At 48.2% G+C, this 25,452-nt stretch carries 21 protein-coding genes; 9 read left to right on the top strand and 12 right to left on the bottom strand.

What is annotated here, in order from left to right:
* Nucleotides 1–141: 141 nt before the first annotated feature.
* From AB9P05_RS14245 to AB9P05_RS14220, 6 genes are all read right to left on the bottom strand, one after another.
* Nucleotides 142–576 carry an SRPBCC family protein gene (locus AB9P05_RS14245; protein ID WP_371909497.1) on the bottom strand — a complete coding sequence of 145 codons (435 nt, stop codon included), beginning with the start codon at nt 574–576 and terminating at the stop codon, nt 142–144.
* A gap of 22 nt (nt 577–598) precedes the next feature.
* Nucleotides 599–1,831 carry a metallophosphoesterase gene (locus tag AB9P05_RS14240; protein WP_371909496.1) on the bottom strand — a complete coding sequence of 411 codons (1,233 nt, stop codon included), beginning with the start codon at nt 1,829–1,831 and terminating at the stop codon, nt 599–601.
* Between the two features lie 79 nt (nt 1,832–1,910).
* Nucleotides 1,911–5,393: an efflux RND transporter permease subunit gene (locus AB9P05_RS14235; RefSeq protein WP_371909495.1), complete on the bottom strand. Its 3,483-nt coding sequence runs from the start codon at nt 5,391–5,393 to the stop codon at nt 1,911–1,913.
* Nucleotides 5,394–5,417: 24 nt separating this feature from the next.
* On the bottom strand, nt 5,418–6,584 hold the full coding sequence (locus AB9P05_RS14230; protein WP_371909494.1) for an efflux RND transporter periplasmic adaptor subunit: 1,167 nt from the start codon (nt 6,582–6,584) through the stop codon (nt 5,418–5,420).
* Nucleotides 6,585–6,619: 35 nt separating this feature from the next.
* Nucleotides 6,620–8,002 (bottom strand): TolC family protein, encoded by a 1,383-nt coding sequence (locus AB9P05_RS14225; RefSeq protein WP_371909493.1) that lies wholly within the window; start codon nt 8,000–8,002, stop codon nt 6,620–6,622.
* On the bottom strand, nt 7,999–8,613 hold the full coding sequence (locus AB9P05_RS14220; protein ID WP_371909492.1) for a TetR/AcrR family transcriptional regulator: 615 nt from the start codon (nt 8,611–8,613) through the stop codon (nt 7,999–8,001). Before AB9P05_RS14220 ends, AB9P05_RS14225 begins: the two co-directional genes overlap by 4 nt.
* 226 nt (nt 8,614–8,839) lie before the next feature.
* On the opposite strand from AB9P05_RS14220, the gene AB9P05_RS14215 reads away from it, so the two are divergent.
* The 4 genes from AB9P05_RS14215 (at nt 8,840) to AB9P05_RS14200 (ending at nt 12,864) form a co-directional block, all read left to right on the top strand.
* On the top strand, nt 8,840–9,655 hold the full coding sequence (locus AB9P05_RS14215) for an alpha/beta fold hydrolase (protein ID WP_371909491.1): 816 nt from the start codon (nt 8,840–8,842) through the stop codon (nt 9,653–9,655).
* A 75-nt stretch (nt 9,656–9,730) separates the two neighbouring features.
* Nucleotides 9,731–11,956 (top strand): phosphoribosylformylglycinamidine synthase subunit PurL, encoded by a 2,226-nt coding sequence (gene purL, locus AB9P05_RS14210; RefSeq protein ID WP_371909490.1) that lies wholly within the window; start codon nt 9,731–9,733, stop codon nt 11,954–11,956.
* A 270-nt stretch (nt 11,957–12,226) separates the two neighbouring features.
* Nucleotides 12,227–12,403, top strand: a complete 177-nt coding sequence (locus AB9P05_RS14205; protein ID WP_371909489.1) for a hypothetical protein — start codon at nt 12,227–12,229, stop codon at nt 12,401–12,403.
* Nucleotides 12,404–12,714: 311 nt separating this feature from the next.
* Nucleotides 12,715–12,864 carry a hypothetical protein gene (locus AB9P05_RS14200; protein ID WP_371909488.1) on the top strand — a complete coding sequence of 50 codons (150 nt, stop codon included), beginning with the start codon at nt 12,715–12,717 and terminating at the stop codon, nt 12,862–12,864.
* 235 nt (nt 12,865–13,099) lie between these two features.
* On the opposite strand, the gene AB9P05_RS14195 is transcribed toward AB9P05_RS14200, so the two are convergent.
* Nucleotides 13,100–13,735, bottom strand: a complete 636-nt coding sequence (locus tag AB9P05_RS14195; RefSeq protein WP_371909487.1) for a peroxiredoxin — start codon at nt 13,733–13,735, stop codon at nt 13,100–13,102.
* A 222-nt stretch (nt 13,736–13,957) separates the two neighbouring features.
* Between AB9P05_RS14195 and AB9P05_RS14190 the strand changes: the two genes are divergently transcribed.
* Both AB9P05_RS14190 and AB9P05_RS14185 read left to right on the top strand, forming a co-directional pair.
* Nucleotides 13,958–14,392, top strand: coding sequence for a hypothetical protein (locus AB9P05_RS14190; protein WP_371909486.1), 435 nt, complete (start codon nt 13,958–13,960; stop codon nt 14,390–14,392).
* A complete protein-coding gene (locus AB9P05_RS14185; RefSeq protein ID WP_371909485.1) occupies nt 14,392–14,985 on the top strand; it encodes a porin family protein in 594 nt (197 codons plus the stop codon). Before AB9P05_RS14190 ends, AB9P05_RS14185 begins: the two co-directional genes overlap by 1 nt.
* Nucleotides 14,986–15,607: 622 nt before the next feature.
* Here the strand turns inward: AB9P05_RS14185 and AB9P05_RS14180 are convergent.
* The 4 genes from AB9P05_RS14180 to AB9P05_RS14165 all read right to left on the bottom strand — a co-directional run bounded on the left by AB9P05_RS14180 (nt 15,608) and on the right by AB9P05_RS14165 (nt 19,538).
* Nucleotides 15,608–15,880, bottom strand: coding sequence for a hypothetical protein (locus AB9P05_RS14180; protein ID WP_371909484.1), 273 nt, complete (start codon nt 15,878–15,880; stop codon nt 15,608–15,610).
* A gap of 1,125 nt (nt 15,881–17,005) precedes the next feature.
* Nucleotides 17,006–18,184 carry a M57 family metalloprotease gene (locus tag AB9P05_RS14175; RefSeq protein WP_371909483.1) on the bottom strand — a complete coding sequence of 393 codons (1,179 nt, stop codon included), beginning with the start codon at nt 18,182–18,184 and terminating at the stop codon, nt 17,006–17,008.
* A 669-nt stretch (nt 18,185–18,853) separates the two neighbouring features.
* Nucleotides 18,854–19,363 (bottom strand): hypothetical protein, encoded by a 510-nt coding sequence (locus tag AB9P05_RS14170; protein WP_371909482.1) that lies wholly within the window; start codon nt 19,361–19,363, stop codon nt 18,854–18,856.
* On the bottom strand, nt 19,296–19,538 hold the full coding sequence (locus AB9P05_RS14165; RefSeq protein ID WP_371909481.1) for a hypothetical protein: 243 nt from the start codon (nt 19,536–19,538) through the stop codon (nt 19,296–19,298). The genes AB9P05_RS14170 and AB9P05_RS14165 overlap by 68 nt, the downstream gene beginning before the upstream one ends.
* A gap of 214 nt (nt 19,539–19,752) precedes the next feature.
* On the opposite strand from AB9P05_RS14165, the gene AB9P05_RS14160 reads away from it, so the two are divergent.
* The gene (locus tag AB9P05_RS14160) at nt 19,753–20,652 is read left to right on the top strand and encodes a hypothetical protein (RefSeq protein ID WP_371909480.1); all 900 of its coding nucleotides are present in this window, start codon (nt 19,753–19,755) and stop codon (nt 20,650–20,652) included.
* Here AB9P05_RS14160 and AB9P05_RS14155 read toward each other — a convergent pair.
* Complete coding sequence (locus AB9P05_RS14155) at nt 20,578–20,787, bottom strand: pinensin family lanthipeptide (protein ID WP_371909479.1); 210 nt, start codon at nt 20,785–20,787, stop codon at nt 20,578–20,580. The two genes, AB9P05_RS14160 and AB9P05_RS14155, sit on opposite strands and share 75 nt — an antisense overlap.
* A 955-nt stretch (nt 20,788–21,742) precedes the next feature.
* On the opposite strand from AB9P05_RS14155, the gene AB9P05_RS14150 reads away from it, so the two are divergent.
* Both AB9P05_RS14150 and AB9P05_RS14145 read left to right on the top strand, forming a co-directional pair.
* Entirely contained in the window at nt 21,743–22,741 is a 999-nt protein-coding gene (locus AB9P05_RS14150) for a hypothetical protein (RefSeq protein ID WP_371909478.1), read from the top strand.
* Nucleotides 22,742–22,755: 14 nt separating this feature from the next.
* Nucleotides 22,756–25,383 (top strand): Eco57I restriction-modification methylase domain-containing protein, encoded by a 2,628-nt coding sequence (locus AB9P05_RS14145; protein WP_371909477.1) that lies wholly within the window; start codon nt 22,756–22,758, stop codon nt 25,381–25,383.
* Nucleotides 25,384–25,452 lie beyond the last annotated feature (69 nt).

Raw genomic sequence — 25,452 nt, 5'->3', positions numbered from 1 at the left:
TCATTCAAATCCTATAACACTCTAAGAGACAGAGGCCTACCGCATGAAAAAAATCCAATAAAACTAGTATTACCGAAAGTGAATTTCTTCCGGAAAGTGAAGGGAGCCCATAGGCTTAATAAAGGAAATGATCAGAAAACTCTACTTGTGCTCCGCAGCTCGCTTAAGTTCTTTCGCATTCTTCCGCACACTCTTGCGCAGCATGCCCTGCATAAGGCTGGCTCCGAAGCCTGACATGGATTCTACCACAGTCAGATAGGTACCCCCGTCACCGTCAGGCACCATATGCCAGTTATGAATGGCTTTGTACCACCACACCTCACCCGTCCACCCAAGGGCAGCCGGATAGTTCGCTGTATGTAACCGGGATTTGATCGTCATCCCATTCACCTTCCAGCTAAATTCAGTGCCTGCCTCAGGCTGTACATTATTGATTTTAGTGCGGGAGACATCTTCCTGCCATGAGGGCCACTTTCTTATATGAGATAGGATATCATAGACAATTTCCGGAGTAGCATCTATCCGGACTTCAGCTTTTGCAAATGCCTTCGCACCTGCGTCCACCTCAATATTCATAGCAGATAAGTACATAGTCGTATCAGGCTGTAACCAGTTCTATTATTGTTATCTCCGGAGGCATACCTACGCGCCCCGGGAAGCCAAGAAATCCGAACCCCCTGTTCACATACAGGTACTGATTACCCTCCTTATACAGATCCGCCCACTGTTTGTAGACGTACTGTGAGGGGCTCCAGCGGAAGTCGCCTATTTCCACACCGAACTGAAACCCGTGAGTATGCCCTGCAAACATGACATCAATGTCAGGATATTCAGGCCTTACCTGGCCGTCCCAGTGGCTTGGGTCGTGGCTTAGCAGCAGCTTCACAGCAGCCCCACCTGTACCCTTATGGGCCTGATCCAGCCGGCCATATTTAGGGAAGCGGCCCTTACCCCAGTTTTCCACACCCAGGATAGCCAGCTTGTCCCCGCCCTGCTCCAGCATACGATGCTCATTCATAAGCAGATCATAGCCCATGATCCGGTGTGCCTCCATCAGGTTTTTCACATCCTGCACACGAGCCTGCTCACTCGGCCATTCCGTATAGTTGGCGTAATCGTGATTACCCAGCGTACTGTAAACGCCCAATGGAGCCTTCAGTTTATTAAATACAGGGATATAATCCCGCACTTCTTTCGATTCGTTGTTCACCAGGTCACCCGTGAAGAATATGAGGTCAGGCTTTTCATTCAGCACCATCTCCACCCCGCCCTTCACAGCCGTTTTGTTAAAAAAGCTACCGCTGTGTATGTCAGATACCTGGGCGATACGGATACCGTGAAAGCTTTTGGGCAGATTAGGGAGGGCGATCCTCCGGGTAATGACGCGGTAGTCATGTGCACCGGATATGATGCCATAGCTCATCGTTACGAGCGGGATAGTTCCCGCAATGATACTGCCCTTTACCAGGAAGTCGTGCCGGCTATTATCCCGGGGTGCCGCTGGGGGCGAAAATTGCTGCCACACCCATTGCACACCACGCATAATGTCATCAACCCCCAGAAAAAGAGAGGCAAAGACCTTACCCAGAATATTGGCAAATATGCCTGAAAAAATAAAGTAGCGCAGTAGCCTGTACTTCTCAAAGTCCACCACTATAGCCGCAAAAATACCCAGCACAGCAAGTATGCTCAGGCCCCAGTAAACACTGTAGGCAATGCGACGGCCCATCAGGCTCCATGACTCAGCCATTACCCGTACCGCCTGAAACACATATATGTCAATAAGAATAAGAAATGCCACCACCAGGGCAATCCATAAGCCTCTGCTCATCCGGTCTGTTTATAGCTTATCCGTAAATCTTTATTAGCAAAAAAGGAGAAGATATACTCTCCTCCCTTTGTATAACTCATCAGGCCGTAGCCATCTTTTCCTTCAGCTTCTCTCTTTTTTTAGCCGCCTTGTACTTAAGCTTATCCGTAATCAGGTACATGACCGGCACAATGACCAAGGTAAGGAAGGTACTCACCGTAAGGCCGTAAATGATGGTCCAGGACATAGGCCCCCAGAACTTCACATTGTCCCCACCCAGGTAGAAGTCAGCATTGTATTCAGTGAATAACCTGATAAAGTCAATGTTGATACCCACAGCCAGGGGAATAAGTCCGAGAATCGTGGTAATAGCAGTAAGCAGTACCGGACGCAGACGGGTCTCACCCGCTTCAATGATTGACTCCTTGATAAGATTATACGGGAGCAACTCCACACCCAGCTCCTCACGGTGGCGTCTGCGTTGTAGCTCGATAAAGTCAATCAGTACAATGGCATTGTTTACCACAATACCCGCCAGGGAAATAATACCGATCATGGTCATGATCACAATAAAATCCATACGGAACACCACCAGACCAAGGAATACACCAATGGTACTGAACAGTACGGAAGTCATGATAATGAACGGCGCCGTGATCTTATTAAACTGGCTCACGATGATGAGGAAAATAAAGAATATGGCAAGGAAGAGCGCTTTGCTCAGGAAGGCCATCTCCTCGGCCTGTTTCTCCTGCTCTCCGCCAAACTTGTACTCATATCCCGCCGGCATGTTAAAGTCCTGCAGCAAGGTTTTGATTTCCTCGTTCACCTCAGTCGGGTTAAAATCACCCAGCACGTTCGAGCTCAGCGTGATGATCCGCTTCAGGTCTTTACGTTTTACACTGCCGTACGTAGAGCTCAGCTGCACATCCGCTACAGATGATATAGGTACCTGGCGCATATTACCCGAGCTCTGGTCGCGGAATGTAATGCTTTTGTTCAGCAGCGCATCCAGGTCATAGCGATAAGTAGTATCCAGGCGAAGCTGGATCTCATAATCATCCTCCCCCTCTTTATACTTACTTATTTCCTTACCAAAGAGTGAGGTACGCACCTCATTAGCAATAGTGTAAGTACTCAGCCCGAAGCGGCGCGCTTTTTCGCGGTCTATGTCTATGATAAGCTCAGGCTTACCAGTCTCCAGATCCATTTTCAGCTTTTCGATACCCTCTATGCCAGAGTTAGTAATGTAAGTACGCATAGACTCCGCCGTATTGATCAGCGTGGCATAGTCCTCACCCGTAATCTCGATACTGATAGGCTTACCCGCAGGCGGACCGTTAGCATCCTTATCCACCGTGATCGTCACCCCCGGATACCCTTGCAGGCCTTCCCGGATCTCCTCCATAATCTCCTTCGTGCTCTGGCCTTCCCGCTCCTTATATTCCACAAAGTTAACCGTAAGGCGGGCCTTATTTGGTGTATCAGAAGAGCCGAAGGCAGAAGGATCGTTAGGATCGGAAGTGTCCTGTCCTACCTTAGCCACCACAGACTCCACCATATAGCGATAAGGCTCTATGATATCTATTACCTTATCTTCTATCTCTTGTGTAAATTCGTTGGTTTCTTCAATATCTGTGCCTACCGGAAACTCCACAAATACGTTCACGTACAGAGGCTCCAGTTCCGGAAAATACAGCACCTTAGGCGGCACCACCCCCATAAGTCCTATGGCAAAGATCAGGGCAACCACCGTACCTCCGAAGAACCAAAGCGGGTTTCTGCCCCTGAGCGCAAATACGATAGTATTGCGGTACAGACGCTCTATCCATGGCAGAAACGTCTGCTGAAACTTCCGGGCACCCGGAGTAAGCAGGTACACATCCAAAGGCTTGAGCAAGGCAAAGAATACGAAGAGGTTACCAGCGGCAATTAAACCACCAATATCCTGTGAGAAGCCTGTAATGATCAGTAGGCCGCCAATAACTACCAGTATACCCACTATCTTCCACATCTTACCCGTATCGCGCTTTTCACCCGTATCCAGTTTCATAAAGGCACTGATAAAAACAGGGTTGATGACCAGCGCCACAAAAAGCGAAGAGCCCAGCGTAATAATGAGGGTAATAGGCAGGTACTTCATGAACTCACCCATCAGGCCCGGCCAGAAGGCAAGCGGAAGGAAGGCCGCCAGCGTCGTAGCCGTACTCGCAATGATAGGCATAGCCACCTCACCTACACCCAGTTTAGTAGCCGCCACAGCATTATACCCCTTCTCCATCAGGCGGTATACGTTCTCCACCACCACAATACCGTTATCCACCAGCATACCCAGTGCCATGATGAGCGAGAAAAGCACCATCATATTAATGCTGATATCAAAAGCACCAAGTATAAGAAAAGTGAGAAACATTGACAGCGGTATCGCGATACCCACAAAGAGCGCATTACGCGTACCCAGGAAGAACAGCAGTACCAGTACCACCAGGATTACCCCCGAGATAATATTGTTCTCCAGGCTGCTCACCATGTCCCTTGTATTTTCCGACTGGTCATTGGTAATCGTTACCGTAAGCCCTTCCGGAAAATAGTTTTCTTCAGCATCCTCGAGGATGTCAAATATCTTCTCCGTAGCTATCAGCAGGTTTTCCCCGCTTCTCTTTACCACATCTAACATCACCACAGGATCCGTCTCCAGGCGCGCATAACTTTCCTTATCCTCGTAACCGAATTTTACCCGCGCTATGTCCTTCAGGTAAACGATGTTATTGTTCTCATTTTTGATCACAATATCTTCGAGCTGACTGGGATCGCTAAACTCCCCGATCACCCTAAGGGTACGCCTCACGCCGTCAGCCAGGATATTACCCCCGCTTAGCGTCACGTTCTCGGCAGAAATGGCATTCTCAATATCACTGAAGCTGACCATACGTGCCTCCATAGCATAGGGATCCACCAGCACCTGCACCTCCTTCTCATCCACGCCCCTAATCTCCGCTTTGGATATCTCCGTCAGCTTTTCGATCTCTTCTTCCAGGTACTCCGCGTACTCATTAAGCGTCTCGATACTGAAATCACCCGAAAGGTTGATGTTCAGGATAGGCATCTCCGAGAAGTTCATCTCAAAGACATTAGGGTCCTCCTGCAGATCTGAGGGCAACTCCGGCTTGGCGCGGTCCACCGCATCCTTTACCTTCGTGAGCGCATCATCTATGTCCGTCTCCGGGTTAAACTCTACTATGATGGTGCTGTAGTCCTGCACCGAGGTAGACTTGATCTCATCCACCTCAGCAATCGTGTTCAGCTCCTTTTCTATAGGGCGGGTAATGAGGTTTTCCATATCCACCGGCGAGTTACCCGGGTGAGGTGTCCCCACATATACTATGGGTTGCTCTATTTCCGGGAAGTTCTCCTTCGGTAAGCTCACGTAGGTTCCAATCCCCATGAGCACCACAAGAAGAGTGAGGAAGAATACGGTCGTCCGGTTTTTCACGGAAAGAGTGGTAAGGCCAAATTCCTTGTCCACTTTCATCTCCTGGTTATTGCCGCCAGCAGGTGTTTCCTTGTTATTGTCGGCTTTCATATTTTTCGGTATCGGTTATGCAAATTACATTCCGGCAGTTACGCCAGCGGATTGAACCAGTTTTACCTGTATGCCGTCTGTTACTTCACGGGCCCCTTTATCAATGATAGAGTCCCCGCTGTTCAGGCCTGACACTACCTCGGTCATCCCGTCGTAAGACGTTCCTGTTTCTATGTGCACTTTTTCGGCCACCTTATCGCCCTCCTTATTATTCAGGCGGTACACATACACGCCTTCCGAATCTCTCTGGATAAGTTTCGTAGGGATAGTCAGCACATCGTCTGCAGTGTAGTCAGTTATATTCAGTACCGCCACCTGGTTAGGCTTCACAGTAAAATCAACCTTAGGTAATTTCACCTCTACAGAGAAGGTCCTGTTGGCCCTGTTGATCACACCACTTACACTACTGATAGTAGTGGTGATCTCTTTATTTAGAGCAGGAAAGCGTACTATCACCGTATCCCCCTCATCAAACCGGCCAATATAGCGCTCAGACACATCGGCCTGTATATACATATCACCGGGGCTTATGATACGTACCAGAGGCATACCCGGTGCTACCATTTCACCCAGACGTGCAGGCACTTCGTCAATTCTCCCGTTGAAGGGCGCCTTCACGTTAGCCATATCAAGCTGACTGTACAGGGTATTCAGGCGGCTTTTCAGAGATTCGAACCGGTTTTTAGCTTCAAGGTACTGTATCTCCGTACCTATCTTCTGGTCCCACAGGTTCTTCTGGCGCTTATACACTGTTTCAGCCAGTTCCATATTAGTCTTTACCTCTCCTATGTTATTCCGGATCACACTCGCATCCAATTCCACCAGTACCTGGCCTTTTTTTACCCTGGCACCCTCCTGCACATTAATATCCTGAATACGCCCGGAGGTCTCTGCGCTGAGCATCACATTTCGGCGTGATTCAACCGCTCCGCGCACTTCAATCCGGTGGGCAAAATCATCAGGTTGCATATCCAGTACAGTCACCTGCACGATGTTGGCATCATTTCGCCCAAAAGTAGAGTCCATGGCAGATATCTCCAGTGTCAGAGAATCTATTTGAGTGTCCAGCTCTTTGGCCTCAGCTTTCAGCTCCTTCAGTTTCGCCTTTTTCTTTTCCAGGCTGTCATCATTACAGGAAACGGCGCCGGTAAGGAACACACCGGCTGCGATAAGCATTGTCAGGTTTCTCATCACTATTTTCATAACGCTTGCGTGCATCAGGATAATTATTCTTGGTAAAGGGTTCCGCTGGCTAGCTGCCTGTCTACTTTAGCGATCAGGGCATCATACATCGCGGTATAGTAATTTACTTCAGCGGTACGGAGGTCAGTCTCGGCTTCCACCACCTCCAGGTTAGAGCCTATCCCCTCCTGGTATTTGATTTTTGCCACACGATATACCTCACCCGCCAGCTCCAGGTTTTCCTCCTGGTTTTCCAGTACATCCAGGGCATTTTGCAGCTCAGTCGCAGAGCGCTCCAGCTCCAGGTCTATGCTGTTTCTGGTTAGCTCCTGCTGATTTTCTATCTGCTCTATCTGGATACGGTTTTTCTGAATACGGTAGCTTTTACGCAAGCCGTCGAATACCGGCACATTGAGCCGCAGGCCCATTACCCCGTAGTTCAGCCAACGATCCCACGTAAACATCTGATCGAAGGAACCCGCTCCCGTGTTATACCCGTAGGAGAATACCGCAGAAAGATTCGGCAGGTACTGCACCTTATTATTCTTAAGGTCCAGTTGGGCCAGATCCTTATTAGTCTGCAACTGGCTATATTCTATACGCTGCTGGTAGTTAAATTCATCATACCTGTCCAGCGATTCTTCAAAGGATACATCTTCCAGCGAGCTGGTAAGTTCTATAGGTTGCCTTACAGGGTAGCCCATCTGAAACTTAAGGAGGTCCTTATTTACTTCATACAAGCGTTGGGTACGCGTACGCTCAGTACGTATATTATTATACTGCACCCGTATCCTGTCCACATCGATCTTCTCCGCGAAGCCATTTTCAAATAATGCCGTAGTCTCTCTCAAAAGGGTATCCAGCCGCTGGTAGTTTTGCTCCACCAGCTTCAGCCTTTCACGAAACACCAGCACCCCGTAGTAAGCCTTCGTCACCTGTTCAGCCGTGCGGATCTTCGTCCTCACCCTCTCCTTGGCCGATAGCTCCCGATAAGTCCTTGCCGCCTTCAGCCCTACAAAGTATGATCCGTCAAAGATCAACTGGTTTACAGTAAGATTAGCCGTACCGTCATATTTGGTACCAAAGGCCAGGATCAGATCCTCCTGAGGCTCCTGGCCCCCACCTGTATCCCCTGTAGGGAAATTACTGGGATCTACGAAGGTCTTTCGCAGTTCATAATTATAGTTCATGTCCACCCCTACAGTAACCTGGGGCAGGCCGGCAGCACGGATCTCACCCACCTCCGTTTTCGCAATATCCTCTTCCAGCAAGGCATTTTGTACCTGCTGATTATTATTCAGGGCATAGTCCACCGCTTCCTGCAGTGAGTAAGCCGTCCGGGTAGTGTTCGCTTCCTGTGCAGAAGCGCCGATAGCAATGAGGAGCGATAAGCTGAACAATGCCGTAATTCTGGCGAGCTTCATCATTTCTCTAAAAACAATTTTTCATATTTAGATAAAACTGCACGGCCTTTATCCGAGAGAATACCGTGCATAAATAAGTTGAACAGTTGATACTGTACATCCACCAGGTCAAACTCCCCGCGGGGAAATACCTGGGGGTCCATGCCCATCTGAGTTTGCTCAATTCTGGCAATGGCTAAGACCGAAGGGTTTATGTCTTCGCGAAAAAGGCCCTCTTCCATACCTCGCTTCAGTGTCTTTTCTATGAGTTGCACCAGGTCATTCTGCTTCCACTCCTCATAGATCTTATAGGCCTTATGGTGGTATTTTTTTAGGTCAAATAGCAGAGAAGGGTTCATGTTTTGCACATTCCGGCGCATACAGCGGGATATCCCCTGTATCACCTCGATCGCATTTTCTGAACCGTAAACCACTGATTCAATTTCAGCCTTCTCCAGGCTCAGGTGGTCCCGCGTCACTACACATACCACCTCCTCCTTATCATTAAAATACTGGTAGATCGTTTTCTTACTAATCCCCAGCTCCTTCGCTATATCATCCATAGTCACACTACGGATACCATACTGCAGAAACAGCCCCTCGGCCGTGTGAATGATCTTGTCTTTTACTTCCAAATCTATCTCTCCTAAACGAGGTCACAAACCTACGGAAACTTTCGATCCATTAAAAGTTTCTAAAGTGAAGTAACGGAAGAATTACGTGCGAGTTGAGTTTCAGGGATGAATTTTTGATTAAATGTGACGAGCGGCAACAGGCCATACCATAGTTTATTCAGCATGACGATAAATAATCTGTATTTTTACATCGCCTCATATGCAGGCGCAACCATACCCATCGCCAATGACCCACAGACCAAATCATAATTTTTTTGACTATGGCCCCGCCCGCCTTCATTATGATGTCATGGGATCGGGCCCTCACGTGCTGCTTGCATTTCATGGATTTGGCCAGGGGTACCACTATTTTCAGCCATTTGCCCAGGCAGTAAGTGAGCAATACACCATCTACAGCTTTGACCTCTTTTACCATGGAGGCAGCTTCTGGCATGATGGAGACACGCCACTTACCCCCGCTTTCTGGAAGGAACTGCTCACACACTTTCTCCGCCAGAATAACATAGACCGCTTTGGCGTTACCGGCTTCAGCCTCGGAGGCAAGTTTGTCCTGGCCACCCTCTCCTCATTCCCTCACCGCATAAACGAGGTGCTTTTCATAGCCCCTGATGGCATAAAGACCAGCTTCTGGTACAGCCTCGCCACCTACCCCGGGTGGTTCAGAGATATGTTCCGATCGCTAATAGTAAACCCCGGCCCCTACTATAAGCTAGTCAAAGCCATGCGAAAGCTTAATCTTATCGATAAGGGAGTATTACGCTTTGCCAGCCACCAGATGGATACCCGCAGGAAAAGGCGGCAGGTGTACTACGCCTGGATGGTCTTCCGCGAGCTGCAGTTTGATACCCGCCGTATCGCCGCACTTATCAATAAGCACAATATCCGGGTGCGCATGTTTCTGGGCCGCTATGATAAGATCATTACAGAAAAAAATATGCAGCGGCTACTGAAGCACCTTAAGCAATATGACCTGCATATACTGGAAGCAGGACACAATACACTCATTGCCGACGTGGCGGAATTTCTGAAAAAAGAAAACTAAAAACAGCAGAATCGCCAAATCCTCTGCAACCTTCGCTTTTTCTGTTAATTTTGCAGACCTAAAACCCTACTTACCGTGGAGCAACAAACGACTACCCTGGAGCAGGCCCGCCAACTTGGCCTGCTGGACGAAGAGTTCGAGAAAATAAAAGAGATACTTGGCCGCACCCCCAACTTTAACGAGTTGAGCGCCTATGCTGTCATGTGGTCCGAGCACTGTAGTTATAAGAACAGCATCGTATGGCTGAAAAAACTTCCCAAGGACGGTCCCCGCATGCTGGCCAAGGCCGGTGAGGAAAATGCCGGCCTCGTGGACATCGGTGACGGCCTGGCCTGTAGCTTCAAGATCGAAAGCCATAACCACCCCTCTGCATTAGAGCCCTACCAGGGTGCCGCCACCGGCGTAGGCGGTATCAACAGAGATATATTTACCATGGGCGCCCGACCCGTTGCCCAGCTTAACTCCCTCCGTTTTGGCAACCCCAAACTGGATAAGACCAAGTGGCTCGTACGCGGTGTCGTAAAGGGTATCGGCGATTATGGCAATGCATTCGGTATCCCTACCGTTGGCGGCGAGCTGTTCTTTGACGAATGCTACAATGTAAACCCCCTGGTCAACGCCTTCTCTGCCGGTATAGTAAAGGTAGGCGAAACGGTAAGTGCCACTTCCTACGGCGAAGGCAACCCCGTCTTCATCATCGGATCTGCCACAGGTAAAGACGGTATCCACGGAGCCGCTTTTGCCTCTAAGGACATTACCGAGGATAGTGTAAAGGATCTCCCCAGCGTGCAGGTAGGAGACCCCTTTCAGGAAAAGCTCCTGCTGGAAGCTACCCTCGAGGTGATACAAAGCGGAGCCGTGGTAGGCATGCAGGACATGGGAGCCGCCGGCATCATCTGCTCCACTTCAGAAATGAGCGAGAAAGGCGGCCACGGCATGGATATCTGGCTGGACAAGGTGCCTACCCGCCAGGACCACATGCTACCCTGGGAGCTACTGCTGAGCGAATCACAGGAGCGCATGCTACTCGTCGCTGAAAAAGGCTCCGAAGATAAGGTCAAGGCAATATTTGAAAAATGGGACCTGCGCTGCGAAAAGATCGGTGTCGTCACCAAAGGCCCTGAGCTACGCTTTTACGAAGGAGATGAGCTCGTAGCGGAAATGCCCGCCGAATCCCTCGTACTCGGTGGCGGTGCCCCCGTTTACCATCGTGAATATAAAGAACCTGCTTACTACGCCGAGTACAGGAAATTTAACATCGGCTCGGTATCGGATGTGAAGGACGAGAAAGAAACAGAAGCAGTAATGAAGCACCTGCTCACTCATCCTAACATCGCCAGCCGTGCCTGGGTAGCCGAGCAGTACGACTCTATGGTAGGTACCGACAATACCACCACCAACAGCCCCTCAGACGCACCTGTAGTACGCATAAAGGACACCAAAAAGGCGCTGAGCATTACCGTAGACTGTAACAGCCGCTACGTCAATGCTGACCCTGAGCAAGGTGCAGCCATCGCAGTGGCCGAAGCAGCCCGTAACATCGTCTGCTCAGGTGGTGAGGCCGTAGCCGTTACCAACTGCCTCAACTTTGGAAACCCCTACGTGCCCGAAGTATACTGGCAGTTCGTAGGAGCTATCAAAGGCATGATAAAGAGCTGTGAGAAGTTCGAGACCCCCGTTACCGGTGGAAACGTGAGCTTCTACAATCAATCTTCAGACGAAGGCCCCGTATTCCCCACCCCTACCATTGGCATGCTCGGACTGCTGGATGACATAAGCAACCGCATGACCCTCAACTTCCGCAAGGCAGGCGACCTCATCTACCTGGCAGGGCCTGTACAGGAAGATATCGCCAGTTCCGAATACCTCTACTCCTTCCGCGGAGAGAAAAAGAGCCCCGCCCCCGCCTTTGATCTGGATGTAGAATACAATGTACAGCAGGGCCTGAAGAAAGTGATTGCTCAAAAGCTCGTACAGTCCGCCCATGACGTATCCGATGGCGGACTGTTTATCGCACTGGCTGAATCCGCTATGCCTTCAGCCCTTGGTTTTAGCGTACGTACGGATGGCAACATCCGAAAAGACGCCTACCTCTTTGGCGAATCCCAGAGCCGTGCCGTTCTTTCCCTAAGCCCCGGCAAGCAGGATGCATTCGAAAGCGCTATGAAAGCCAGTGGCGTCGCATATCGCCTTATAGGGAAAGTGACAGAGGGCAGCTTCATCGTAGATGATCATACCTATATGGACAGCCAGCAGGCACGCGACCTCTACACCAAAACCTTGCCTGAGCTTTTTAACTGATACACAACCATCACATCATAAAAAGAGGCTGTCTCAAAAGGCAGACTCTTTCTTTTTGTTCAAAATATAATTTTGCATTCCTCGTAACTACCGCGGGGTTGTACCCCGTGGTTGCCACTTCCGCGAAGTTGTACTTCGCTATGCAGAGTGTTTCAGGTGATTTTCAAAATATTGTTTGGCAGAAAAAGAGGCCTTGCTACTTTTGAGACAGCCACTTTTTTTTGGACTCGTTTATTACCTATTTTTAAGTAAAACCATTTTATAAAAATTATGAAAAAGCAAAAATTATCCCTCAACGCACTCACCCTTAGCAGTTTTGTCACCCAATCCCAGCAAAAGCATTTGGCAGGCGGAGCCAAGACCGACTACAAACAATGTGGCACCGGATACGAAACCATCAATAGCTGTAATACAGACTACGCCGTGTGCGGCACCGGCCCCGTATAATCTGTACACCTGTTATCATTAAAAAAGGGAAGTCCGTGCCGGAGCTTCCCTTTTATTTTATGTAGCTATTCAAAGCCCCTTACCGCACCGCCACAATGGCCCGGCGTATATAGTAGTAAATGACAAAACACCAGCCCCATTACTATTCGGCGCCAGAGAATTTATAAAGACCCTTTCCAGTACCTCCCCGCAACACGGCTTCCTTATCGATTAAATACGTTACCACACGCAATTTTCTGACTTTTATACCATTATATACATGAAGGCTTACATACCTTCTTCATCTTTTTTTGTCAAAATTTTTACCAACCATGAAAAAAGAAAAGTTAAACATCAGCAAACTGAAAGTGAAAAGCTTTACCACCAACAAGGCAGACATAAAAGGTGGGTACGCCTCAGCACCCAACCAGTGCCCCACCGGACTCGGCGCCTATGTGTGCAGCAATATTGAGCCTTGCTAGTCAGCAGATACCATTAACTACAGAATGGCTACCCATATGGGTAGCCATTTCTTTTGAGTAACCACCTCCGGCGCCCGCTAGTAATGAAATAAGTTGAGAGTAAAGAAAGGAGCCCCTGGCTGACGATTGACAGCCATTTTAGTTATTCAGCCAGCATAAGTAAGCCAAAAAAAATAGTGCCGGGCACGAGGCCGGGCACTATCGGGTCATCTGTGTATTCAACGTTTCTACCTTCCTAACGATTTGGCTGGGGAGTTGTCCTTAAATAAGGCTTAATTTTTTTATGGCCTTTAGGAAATTTCTCCGGAATGTCCTCGTCAGCAATGGCCGGAGCAATCACCACGTCCTCACCATCTTTCCAGTCCGCCGGAGTCGCCACGCTGTAGTTAGCCGTAAGCTGTAGCGAGTCTATCACACGGAGCAGCTCATTAAAGTTACGTCCGGTAGAGGCAGGGTACGTCAGCATCAGCTTTATTTTCTTATCCGGCCCTATAATAAATACAGACCGCACCGTCAGGTTATTATCTGCATTTGGATGGATCATGTCATACAGTCCCGCCACCTTTTTATCCTCGTCGGCAATAATGGGGAAGTTCACCGTACAGCCCTGCGTTTCATTAATATCATTTATCCAGCCCTTGTGCGACTCCAGATCGTCCACGCTCACCGCCAGCACCTTAACGTTCTTTTTCGCAAAGTCATCCTTCATCTTAGCCGTGCGTCCCAGTTCAGTCGTACACACCGGCGTGTAGTCTGCCGGGTGGCTGAAAAGCATACCCCAGCTATCTCCCAGCCATTCGTGAAAGTTGATCGTACCTTCAGTCGTCTCGGCCGTAAAGTCAGGGGCCGTATCTCCTAGTCGTAAGCTCATTCTATTACAGGTTTTGGTTTATTTTATTCAACGGAGGTAATATTGATAGGTTATACCTAAATTTTATTTACGAAGTTACCCTCAAAAAATCAAGGTATTCAGCTACTTAGGTGTCTTTCCAGTAGGGTTGACATAAAAATCCCACACAAAATCTTCATGAAATTATGTAATAAACAAAGCAAAACGCCTCCTTTTTCGTTATATTATTTAAAAACGTAGCCTATGCGATTACCCAATTTTTTAATACTCCTACTGGCTGTCGCTCTTTTCTCCTGCGATGAAGACAGCATACAACCAGGTCCCGAAGGACGCTACAATGGCACCACCGATCAGGGTGAGCCCGTCACGTTTCGTATCGAGGAAATAAACGACGAACTGTTTATTACCAGCTACTCCATCACCATACTCTATGCAGTGGGTGGAGGCAATACCGAAACAGAGGTAATAGCCGAAAGCAACGCCAACGGACTCGGAGAGCTGGACAACAAAGCCTTTACCATATATCAGAATAGCGAGCAGAGCTACCCTATTCAGGGCTTTCAGGAGTCTAACCGCATGATATCCGGCACCTATATTTTGAAAGCATTGCTTATGCAGGATGATCAGCCGGAAGTTGTATCAGGAACATTCAGAGCCACTAAAGTCGATCAGGACTAATGAATAAAAAATTACTTTTTGCCGGCATACCGGCCCTATTTTTTCTTGCTTTTGCCACTGCCCAATCCATGGCACAAGTCATCTGGAACCCCCAGGCAGGCGTGCTTATCACTCACTACTCAGATGAGCCTACCGACGTAGATATTGATGACGGCGTAGGCTTCCAGCTAGGCTCCTACGTCCGCCTGCGCGTAACAGACAATGTATACCTGCAGCCCGGGCTATTTCTGCAGCGGACAGATGCAGAATTTGCCGGCGAGGTAAACGGCATCACCGATGAAGATGATATAAACACCACCTCCCTCAAAGTCCCCTTATACCTAGGCTTTTACCTCGGCAAGGCAGGCCCCCTGCGCTTACGCCTCGCCGGAGGTGTTGCCGGCAAGTACCTTACCGGCGTCAAGGACAATAACTTTTCACTCGACAGGGAACAGTTCAATGACTTTAACTGGAGCGTCAATATAGGTGCCGGGGTAGACCTGCTCCTCATTACACTCGACATAGAATACGATCTGGGCGTATCCCCTACCTTCGAGTCTATCTCCGAAGCCAAGACCCGCCTGCTCATGGTCAGTGCAGGACTTAAATTTTAAGCGGTCACAAACAAACCAATCGAATAACTTGGTACCTTCTATACTAACGCCCCTCCGGGGCGTTTTTTTTTGCCCACCCTGAAGGATTGAATAGTAGAGTGATTAAATCACAGAATTATTGATTACCCCGTAGAGACGCCATTCATCGCGTCTTATCCCGTTTACCCACATAATGGAAAAATCATTGAACCTTAAAAACACCATCAAAACTATTCCCCTTTCAGCACCAACTAGATTTAGCGCACACTGATAACCCAAGGGGTGCTCCCGCAATCGGGCAGACGCTGTACGGATAATCTGTGCACTAACCAACACCTCGGGGCATGTCCGGCAGGGCGTTAATTTAGAATGAGCGAATTTTGAATCTGTAAATGATGGATCGATGCCCGTAGGACCGCGATTTATCGCGACTTGTAGCGTATAGCAGGTCGTTCATTTTAAAGGGCTGGATGGGATCACAGAATGGTGATTCATCCCCACCGCCCCTAGAGCATTGCCGTCCAGCTAAGCGCATAAACTCCCCTCCTGAGAGAGAGGCCCGACTTTCGGTGGCCCGACTTTCGGTGGTATGGCAGAATGTTTAGACATACAACATAAAAGTGAACAGATACTTAAGCGGCAATCAGACCTGATCCACTTCCCAGGTGGCACCGTTCCACCCCAACCCGAGGCCTAAGCCGAGTGTCCAGCTTACCTTTTCCTCACAAAGCTTCATACGAATTTGTGTTATCGTAACGAACACAAGGGTTATTATTTCAAGCCGAATCGTATCTTTCACCTTAAACTCACAATCCGACTCGCAATCTATTGAAACCACGGTAGAAATACGATATAAGGAGAACCCTATACCTCCCGCCTCCTTTGTCTTTAACTTACCGGTGCAATTGTTTGCCATAAGTGCTCCATCGTAAAAGGGCCTGTTAAATATTTTCAGTGGTCCTCCTATAGAAATGAGATTCCCTTGTAGGGCCCAGATTTTACAATTCACCTTCCCCATAATATAATTTAACAAAATCCTGCTAAATATCATTGGGGTATAACCCCCACTTATAATGAGCGAGAGATTTGAAGGATGTAAGGGTAGAATAATTGTTTACGATAGACGCCATTCATCGCGTCTTATCCCGTTTACCCACATAATGGAAAAATCATTGAACCTTAAAAACACCTTCAAAACTATTCCCCCTTTCAGCACCAAATAGATTAAGCGCACACTGATAACCCAAGGGGTGCTCCCGCAATCGGGCAGACGCTGTACGGATAATCTATGCACTAACCAACACCTCGGGGCATGTCCGGCAGGGCGTTAATTTAGAATGAGCGAATTTTGAATCTGTAGATGATAGATTGCCCTTGTAGAGGCGCGATTCATCGCGACTTGTAGCGTATAGCAGAATGATGAGTAACGTAATAAAAAGCACCAAAGCCAGTCCGTCCCCCTTTCGATACCTATATAATTTCACCTTACCGCTTGGATACATCCCCCCACGTCAACTACACAGTATCAAATAACTTTTGCAGGTCTGCCCCTTCGCCCCAACCGTTGCGCTCCAAACACCTATTCCAGGCCGGAAGGCATAGCCGTCAAGCTAAGCACCAATTCCCCTCCTGTGGTAATAGGAGAGGTCCGACTTTCGGGGGGAAATAAAAACGCGAAGGCGTGTTTTATTTCGGGGTGGTCCGGCATTCCGCTGGGCCGGCTTCCGGTGGTACATGCAGTAAGTGGCAAGAGAGTAATCACTTCAGTGTACTCCTCTCTTAATTTGTCGGCTAGGCTCCCCGAGTGTGGAAAATTGCTAATGTGCTATTTTCAAGCCATTTACACCCTTAACTTGACGGCTATGGGCCGGGAGGGGGAATACGGAGCGGCTATAATAAGTGATTTTAAATGAGTGAATAATGAATTATTACCCATAGAAACACCATTCATCGCACCTTGCAGCAAAAACCACAGCCGTTCACCCCAAAAAAAACCAGGCCCTTGCGGGACCTGGCTTCATCAATTACAAAACAAAAGATCTTAAGGGCAGTACTGGCCCGGCTGGGGCGTTTTACCAGCCTGCGTGATGCTGATAGTCTTACTCGCTACCCCACAGCCCGATACCGTGACAGAGCCCCACCTGGGTTCGCACAGCATATTATTAGCCGCTACCGTAATCACAAAGCTGCCATTGTTCACTCCGCTGGCCGGTGATACAGTGATCCAGCTTGCATTGTCACTCACGCTCCATGAAGTATTTGACGTAACCGTGATACTACGTGTACCCGATGCAGAACCAAAGGAAGCCGAAGTGGCCGACACCGCCAGAGAGTTACCACACACAGACGTATTAGGGTAAAGCGCCTGCAGGGCCACCTTGTCATAGTTACTGAACTCGCCCGTCTCATTAGCATCGAAGCACGCCAGCATCACAGAGGCCAGGTCTATATTAGTCGTAGTAGGCGTGCCGGGAATGTGGATCGCACCTACTCCCGCGTCACCCTCATTGCCGCCGCTGCCGCAGCTTATAGAGCGGTTAAAGTAGTCCGTATGGCGTAGGCCCACACAGTGGCCTATCTCGTGAGTCGTTACATGCTCCAGCACCTTCAGGCCATAAGCCGTAGTACCCGAGTTGATCAATACCGTATGGTAAGGGTTGCCACTCGTAGGGAAACCCGCCGAGCCACCCCCTGCACCTACCTGGCGACACACCACAATGTCTTTGCCCGTAGTACTGTTACCAAATGAAAGAGTAAACGTAATACCCAGGCCGAGCGCATTGTAGTTAGCCACCGCATTTTGCAGGCCAGTTACCATAGAGGCATCCAGCGTACCCGCATCGCCGCTGCCGTTCTGGTAGCCCAGTACCTTAATCGTTCGCGTGCTGCCACTCGGTACACTCACCAGGTTAGTCGTGCGGTACTGCTCCGCACGCGGGCCATTACCATCCCCTATACTCGCCAGCAATTGCTCATAGGTAAAGCGGATGTCATTCTCCAGTATATAGTGTAGCTCCGTCTTTTTAGTAACGGGGTGCGTGAACATTTCCTTTCTGATGTCGCTCACATCGAAGCCCAGGTCAGAAAAAGCATCTTTGATCTCAGCAGAAATACCATCGGCAGATTTTGACGGTGTTACCTCCGCATCATCCGTACATGAAAAGGTGAATAGGGCAAGCCCTAAAACCAAGTAAAGTACAAAATAGGTGAACTTTTTCATTCGGTTAATAATTGAGGTTAATTGCTTTCAAAAAGCAATATGAAGGTATGTAAAAAACAAATCCTCGATACCAAAATCACCAAATATTTATTTTCACCACTAAGTGAAAATTGAGGGTTAGCTAAGACCCTTCAGGCACATAAATTGATCCCGAAAAACAACACCAAAAACAGTAGAAAATTTGGAAGGCAGAACCACGGAATAATAGATTAATTGTATGACAGAATGATCGATTAATAGAATAATTGAATACCCGTAGAGGCGCGATTCATCGCGTCTTGCGGCGGCTGGCAAAATGATGAGAAATAACACACACCCCGCAGGCTATTCCCCCTTTCGGCCCCACGTCAATGAAGCACACACTGCTACCCAATAGAGGTGATCCGCAATCGGGCAGACCCAGTACAGTTAACCTGTGCACTTACGACCGGGTCAGGCCATGTCCGGCAGGATGTTAATTTTGAATGTGCAAATGATCATTCTTACCCCTATAGACGCGATTTAGCGCGACTTGTGGCCGCATGCAGGGGGTTAATTTTAAATTAAAAAATCATAGAATTTATGGATTCATATCCATTCAGGCCCGGTTCATCACAGCTTACCTTCAGCAGCAGGTGATCGGCCCAGGGTTAAATGAAAATCTGATCAGCCAAAAGCCAGTACAGTACCTTACTCCGGTTTCGTGATCTCACATTCCATCACCAGGTCCTCAGGGTAATGCTCTGTGGATTCCCTGAACTCTTTTTCGTACGCCTCACCCAGTTGGGCAAAGGCATCAAAGAAGAACTGCAGGTACAGGCGGGGCACCATATTTATCATAGGCTTTCCCCGCACAGGCGTTTTATGATAGGCATCCCTGGCCCGGTACGCATATACAGGACCACCCTGTACATCAAACTCACCAATACTCCCGGAGACATCAAAGCGCTCATACCCCTTTTCCGTATTGTCCATCGTAGCCAGATCCTCCTCATCCAGCATGTAAAACATACAGTTCATAGACTTCCCCGGCGTCTCCTCAATGTTCAGGGCTATAAGCGCCTGTGGTATAACAGCACCGGAGTCAGTATCACAGCTAAGGCTATTATCTACAGGAGGGTGAGAAAGATCATTAGTAAGAACAAGCCGTCCAGAACCGCTGGTAATCCAGCAGGTGAACAATTCGGAGCGGACCCTCATATTTTCGCCCCAGTTGTACGTCCAATTGCTTTTTAGATGTCAGAGAGCCGTACCCTATCATCCCAACCTTTCCTTCAGGTATTTCCACAATCTCCCTATCCTCTGTAGGCTTACAGTAAAGAACGAAAGAAAGGATAAAAACGACTATGAAGAACAGACGACCGTGCATCATCATAATTCTATGGTTCAGTCAGAGAAACACAAGATAGCTAAAATGAGGAATTCAGTCGCGTTCCACTCTTCTGTATCTCCATCCCCTACGCAGGCAACCTTCATTAGGCCTGAACGCTGCCAGTGCTTATGCATAATTTGAAAAGTACCTTTCACGCATAATTCCCCTCGGGGTATTTTTCTCAAAAGGCTATATTGCCGCCGAAAACCTAATTGAAATGGATAAACTACTTCTCTCCGGAAATATTTACGACTATCAAGAGTATGGACTGGAAAAGGATTTCGAAGAAATGATCGTCAAACACGCTGACGATATCTTCGGGCCCAACAGCGTCTATATAGATATCAAAAAAAGGATCGGGGAGAAAGACAGCATCCTATCTATACCCGATGGCTACCTGATCGACTTTTCATTTGAAGCAGATCCCAGGTTATACATCATAGAAAATGAACTAAGCAGCCACGACCTGTATAAGCCCATCGGTTCTCAGCTCCTCAAATTTGCCATCGGCTATAAAGCCAGCGGCCGCAAGATCAAAAAACACATCATGGACTACCTGGAGGCGGACGCCGCCAGGCTGGAAAGGGTAGAAAGCGGATCCACCCGGGCCGGACATCGCAACATCGATGCCTTTCTGGAATACCTGATTTTTGAGAAGCCCGTAGCCGCCATTGTCATCATAGACCAGAACAGCCCCGACCTGGAAAATGTACTCGCACAGCTAACCATGGACACCGACATCATCGAGTTTCAGACCTTCACCTACCAGGATCAGCTCATCCACAAGTTTGCCCCCTTTAATGCTGAGATACGCGAAGCCACCGAATCCCCTAAAAACAACCTGAAGCCGGAGGAGCTGAACACAGTCGTAGTACCTGCCCAGGAAGATGGCTTTGAAGAAGAGTTTTTGAATAATGATCGGTGGTACTCCATCCGCATCAGCGCCAGTATGATCAATGAATGGAACATAGTGATTCCATATTGGCAAAAGGAAATTAAAGATGAAGGCCAACTATATAGCCAGCCTTATCATATAAAGCTTTTAAGCCATCTGATCCTCTGGCAGAAGTGTAACGGTCGTTACGATAGTAACTGTAGTCCAAGGAGTAGATCCTGATGTTGTTACAGTAGTAACAGTCAGGGTAGTATAATCCCCATCGCTAGCTTCTGCACCTGCTCTTATTTCATTTTTTAGTGACGTTGTGAAGCTTTCAACTTCTAGTTCTTCAAGTTTCATTTTCTCTTTTTTCATAATAGTAAATAATAAATGATTGAAAATTATAGTGATAAAAATGTAATTCGTCTATTGAATGGAACATAGCGGTTCCGGGCTCATGTAATTTCACTATATGAAATATATTTGAGCAAACGGTATAGTTGATACATAGGCAAACCTATAGCCCGCAGGCAATACTTACCCTATTAACTTATACGCAATAAATATTAATGTAATGCTTAATTATAAAGCACAGGATTCGAATGTATAGCAAAGCCGTATTCATGACTTTACTTACACTGAGTATACCAGGAAAATTCAAAGGATTGGCTTTCTCCCCCTACTTGCCTTCGGTTGGATTGCAGAGCTAAAATGGCTCTAAATTGAGATTTAGGGTATTTTTTTCTTAAAAAAACAGGTCGGATTTACTACTCTTCCAGCCTGGAAAAATCAATATGCTGTGGTTAATTAAATTGAGTGATCCGGGAGGATAAGTACCTCTGAGTCACTAAGTAATGATAAACATTCCAATGCTGCTATACAACACTTTTTCGCAATATTTTACATAATTTTTTAAAACACGAGGCTCATTATATTTTAAGTCAAATACAACTATTTTTCCGACTAATGAATATCATTTTATGATAAAACTTAAATAACCTTAGACGAACCCCATTCAGTATGTAACTACACTATAAATAAACCCAATTACCATTAATCCATTAACAATCTATGTTTAACCCAGACTCAAAAACCCTAAAACCTATCTACCGATATTTCCCTCGGATGCAAGCCCAGCCCGCTGGGGCTGTTTTCGTACTATCTTTATCACCTGCCCTTCCTGGAATGAGTTCAATTTTGCCTGTCACCATCCCACCATCAACTCTATAAACTATCAAACTCAATCATTCACTCAATCACTCATTCACCCCCTCCATCCCCATACTTTCCTTATATTGTCCCCTTAAATAAGAATGAGCCAAGAGACCTGATGAACAACTCCCTGCTGCTGAAGCCCAAACAAGCACTGAATAAGGCTTTTAGGAAGGTAAAGCCGACGCGTGATGAGATAGAGACCTTTAAGAAGGCCGCCATAGCCCTGCTGGACGGTATAAACCCTGCCGAGAGCGAGGAGCACCACAAGAACCTGCTCATTGCCTTTCTGAACCAGACCGGCTACCAGGGCAGCCACGCCATTAATACAAAGGACCGCACCGACCTGGCCATACACCACGGCCCCAAAAGCAGCAGCGAGGCGGGCGTGCTGATAGAGGCCAAGCGCCCGCCGAAAGAGGGTACTCCCCAGGCGGAGATGGTGCGGCCGGACCGGCTCAATGCCAAGGCCCTGCAGGAGCTGCTGCTCTACTACTTGCGCGAGCGGATCACCGCCCACAATACCGGCCTGCGCCACCTGGTCGTTACCGATATACAAAGCTGGTATATCTGGGATGTGCAGACCTTTGAGGCCGCCTTTGCCGAGGACAAGAAGCTGGTGAAGCAGTTTAAAGAATTTGAAGAAGGCCGCTCCGGTGGCCGCAAGACAGAGTACTTCTATAAAGAGATTGCCGCCCCCGCCATAGCCCGTGCCCAGCAGGTGGCGCTTATCCCCTTTGCCCACTTCTCGCTCGCAGACTATGAGAAGGCGCTGCGAAACGAAAGCAAAAAAGACGATACCAAACTGGGGCCCCTGCTCAAGCTCCTGAGCCCCCAGCACCTGCTGAAGCTGCCCTTTGCCAATGACTTTAATACGCTCGACCGCCGCTTTTATACCGAGCTGCTCCATATCATCGGGCTGGAAGAGGTAAAGGACAAGGGCCGCAAGCTCATCCGCCGCAAGGCCAAGCCCGACCCGGCCTCCCTGCTGGAGCAGGCCATAGAGCGGATAGATATGTACGATAAGCTCGAGAAGGTGGAAAATGCCGCCAGCTACGGCGACACCCGCCCCGAGCGCCTCTTTGGCGTGGCCCTGGAGCTCTGTATTACTGGGTAAACCGCGTGCTCTTTATGAAGCTGCTGGAGGCCCAGCTACAGGCCCACCACCGCCATGCGCGCGGTAGCGGCGACCAAAGCTTTCTCAACGCCGGAAAGGTGGCCTCATGGGACGCCATGGAGGCCCTCTTCTTCCAGGTGCTGGCCAAGCGCCCCGCCGAGCGCAGCCAACGGATGCAGGACACCTTCGGCCATGTGCCTTACCTGAACAGCTCCCTATTCGAGCCCTCGGCACTGGAACACGACGTATTCATGGTCAGCAGCCTCAGCGATGGCGAGGAGCTGCCCCTGCTCTCCAAAACGGTACTGCGCGACCACAAGGGCAAAACCCGCAGCGGCACCATGCCCACGCTGCACTACCTGCTGGCTTTCCTGGATGCCTACGACTTTAGCAGCGACAATGCGGGCGAGGAAATACAGGAGCAGAACAAGCCCCTGATCAATGCCAGCGTGCTGGGCCTCATCTTCGAGAAGATCAACGGCTACAAAGAAGGCTCCTTCTTTACGCCCGGCTTCATTACCATGTACATGTGCCGCGAGACGCTGCGCCGCGCCGTGTGCCAGCGCTTTAGCCAGCACCTGGGCAAGCCGGTCGAAAATATCCAAAAATTGTATGAGCTGATCGATCGTGACAAAAAGCAGGAAGCGAATGCCCTGATAGACAGCATGCGGATCTGCGACCCGGCGGTGGGTTCCGGGCACTTCCTCGTCTCTGCCCTCAATGAGCTTATCGCCATCAAGAGCGAACTCAGGATCCTGCTGGACCGCGAGGGCCGTACGCTGCGCGACTACGAGGTGCAGGTGGTAAACGATGAACTGATCATCAGCACCGGCCACGAGGAGTTCTTTAGCTACCGGCCGGGGCAGCGCGAAAGCCAGCGCGTGCAGGAGGCCCTCTTTCATGAAAAGGAGAAGCTCATCGAAAACTGCCTCTTCGGCGTGGACATCAACCCCAACTCGGTGAAGATCTGCCGCCTGCGCCTCTGGATAGAGCTACTGAAAAATGCCTACTACACCCCCGACAGCGGCTACAAGGAGCTGGAGACGCTCCCGAACATTGACATTAACATCAAGTGCGGCAACTCGCTGGTAAGCCGCTTTGCGCTGGATGAGGACCTGAGCAAAACGCTGAAAAAGAAGAAATTCAGTATAGACAGCTACCGCGTGGCGGTGGCGGCCTACCGTAGCGCGAAGACGAAGGAGGAGAAGCGCGAAATGGAACGCCTGATAGAGGAGATAAAAGGCGACTTCCGCACGGAGATAAGCAAGCGCGACCCCAAAATACTGCGCCGCAATAAGCTGCAGGGCGAACTGGTGCTGCTCACCACCCAAACTGACCTCTTCGGCCTGAGCAAAGCGGAAGCCAAAAAGCGGAAAGCCCAAACCAAGAAGCTAACGGAGCAGCTACAGCGACTGGACCAGGAGATAGAAGAGATAAAAACGAATAAGCTCTACGAAAATGCCTTCGAATGGCGCTTCGAGTTTCCGGAAGTGCTCAATGATGAGGGGGATTTTATAGGCTTTGACTGTGTGATCGGTAACCCGCCTTATGTCTTTGGCGGAAATTCTGGAATAACCAAAAGCGAGAAATCATTATACAAGGATCAATATGAAACTGGATCAGGCAAAATAAATTTATTTGCATTATTTATAGAAAAAGGCAATCAAATACTCAAATCAAATGGAGATTTTGGTTTTATAATCCCTAATACCTTTTTACGTGTCACCTCATATAGCCTGGCTCGAAAATTTTATATCAGAGAATTTCAAGCAACTATAATTTATGATTTTGGGGATAATGTATTCGAGGATGCAGTGACGACTGCAATTGTATTAATTGCCATTAAAAGAAAAATTAAAAATTACGAAATAAAGATCCTTAAACAAGATTCTGAAAATTTCATTAACACGAAGCAAATTGCTGATAATAATTTTGTAATAGCCACTAACCTGAAACCGAAGTCCTTAGATTTATTAAATAAAATAAAAAATAATAATACTACACTTGGGGATATCACTACTGAAATTATATTTGGTGTTGTTATTTCAGGAAACAAAGGCCAGGTAGTATCAAACAAGCCGCTTCCAGGTTATAAACCCTTTTTAGAAGGTAGAGAAATTGGCAAATATTTTATTGAACCTGTAGCCCAATGGATTAATTATAATCCTAGCCTATTACATAGACCAAGAACTAAGGAAGTTTTTGAAGCACCGGAGAAAATATTGATCCAAAGAATTACTGGAGGCAAAAGGCCCTTGAAAGCAGCTTTAGATAACCAGAAAAGATATACCAAAGAATCTATAAATAATATTATATTAAAAAGCGAAAACACATTTAATGCTAAATTCATACTAGCGGTCATTAATTCTGCACTGATTAATTGGTTTTATACAACACAATTCACAAATGAATCGAACCTAACTGTCAACCTTTCAAAAACTTACCTTTCTACTATTCCAATCGAAGAACCAGAGAAAGACATTAATTCTAGGATAATTGAATTGGTAGATAATATTCATACTAAAAAAGAAATTGGAGAAAAAACCATTTCTCTGGAAAAGCAAATCGACCAACTCGTCTACCAACTCTACGACCTGACGCCGGAAGAGATTGCGCTGGTAGAAGAGAGCGTGGGCGGCTAGTGAGGCTTGAGCCGAGCGTTGCTACCTATAAAAATAAACCCCCTGCTCCTTATCAGAAGCAGGGGGTTT

Source organism: Roseivirga sp. BDSF3-8 (assembly GCF_041449215.1).
Classification (GTDB): Bacteria; Bacteroidota; Bacteroidia; order Cytophagales; family Cyclobacteriaceae; genus JBGNFV01.
The sequence above is the reverse complement of the archived record's forward strand: the minus strand, read 5'-3'. Positions and strand labels throughout refer to the sequence as shown.

Coding starts and splice junctions, on each gene's coding strand:
- AB9P05_RS14180 (WP_371909484.1), bottom strand. CDS start 15,880: ATGGCAAACAATTGCACCGGTAAGTTAAAGACAAAGGAGGCGGGAGGT.
- AB9P05_RS14230 (WP_371909494.1), bottom strand. CDS start 6,584: ATGAGAAACCTGACAATGCTTATCGCAGCCGGTGTGTTCCTTACCGGC.
- AB9P05_RS14190 (WP_371909486.1), top strand. CDS start 13,958: ATGCGATTACCCAATTTTTTAATACTCCTACTGGCTGTCGCTCTTTTC.
- AB9P05_RS14155 (WP_371909479.1), bottom strand. CDS start 20,787: ATGAAAAAAGAGAAAATGAAACTTGAAGAACTAGAAGTTGAAAGCTTC.
- AB9P05_RS14185 (WP_371909485.1), top strand. CDS start 14,392: ATGAATAAAAAATTACTTTTTGCCGGCATACCGGCCCTATTTTTTCTT.
- AB9P05_RS14240 (WP_371909496.1), bottom strand. CDS start 1,831: ATGAGCAGAGGCTTATGGATTGCCCTGGTGGTGGCATTTCTTATTCTT.
- AB9P05_RS14215 (WP_371909491.1), top strand. CDS start 8,840: ATGACCCACAGACCAAATCATAATTTTTTTGACTATGGCCCCGCCCGC.
- AB9P05_RS14150 (WP_371909478.1), top strand. CDS start 21,743: ATGAACAACTCCCTGCTGCTGAAGCCCAAACAAGCACTGAATAAGGCT.
- AB9P05_RS14160 (WP_371909480.1), top strand. CDS start 19,753: ATGGATAAACTACTTCTCTCCGGAAATATTTACGACTATCAAGAGTAT.
- AB9P05_RS14145 (WP_371909477.1), top strand. CDS start 22,756: ATGAAGCTGCTGGAGGCCCAGCTACAGGCCCACCACCGCCATGCGCGC.
- AB9P05_RS14195 (WP_371909487.1), bottom strand. CDS start 13,735: ATGAGCTTACGACTAGGAGATACGGCCCCTGACTTTACGGCCGAGACG.
- AB9P05_RS14235 (WP_371909495.1), bottom strand. CDS start 5,393: ATGAAAGCCGACAATAACAAGGAAACACCTGCTGGCGGCAATAACCAG.
- AB9P05_RS14165 (WP_371909481.1), bottom strand. CDS start 19,538: ATGATGATGCACGGTCGTCTGTTCTTCATAGTCGTTTTTATCCTTTCT.
- AB9P05_RS14205 (WP_371909489.1), top strand. CDS start 12,227: ATGAAAAAGCAAAAATTATCCCTCAACGCACTCACCCTTAGCAGTTTT.
- AB9P05_RS14170 (WP_371909482.1), bottom strand. CDS start 19,363: ATGAGGGTCCGCTCCGAATTGTTCACCTGCTGGATTACCAGCGGTTCT.
- AB9P05_RS14200 (WP_371909488.1), top strand. CDS start 12,715: ATGAAAAAAGAAAAGTTAAACATCAGCAAACTGAAAGTGAAAAGCTTT.
- AB9P05_RS14245 (WP_371909497.1), bottom strand. CDS start 576: ATGAATATTGAGGTGGACGCAGGTGCGAAGGCATTTGCAAAAGCTGAA.
- AB9P05_RS14175 (WP_371909483.1), bottom strand. CDS start 18,184: ATGAAAAAGTTCACCTATTTTGTACTTTACTTGGTTTTAGGGCTTGCC.
- AB9P05_RS14225 (WP_371909493.1), bottom strand. CDS start 8,002: ATGATGAAGCTCGCCAGAATTACGGCATTGTTCAGCTTATCGCTCCTC.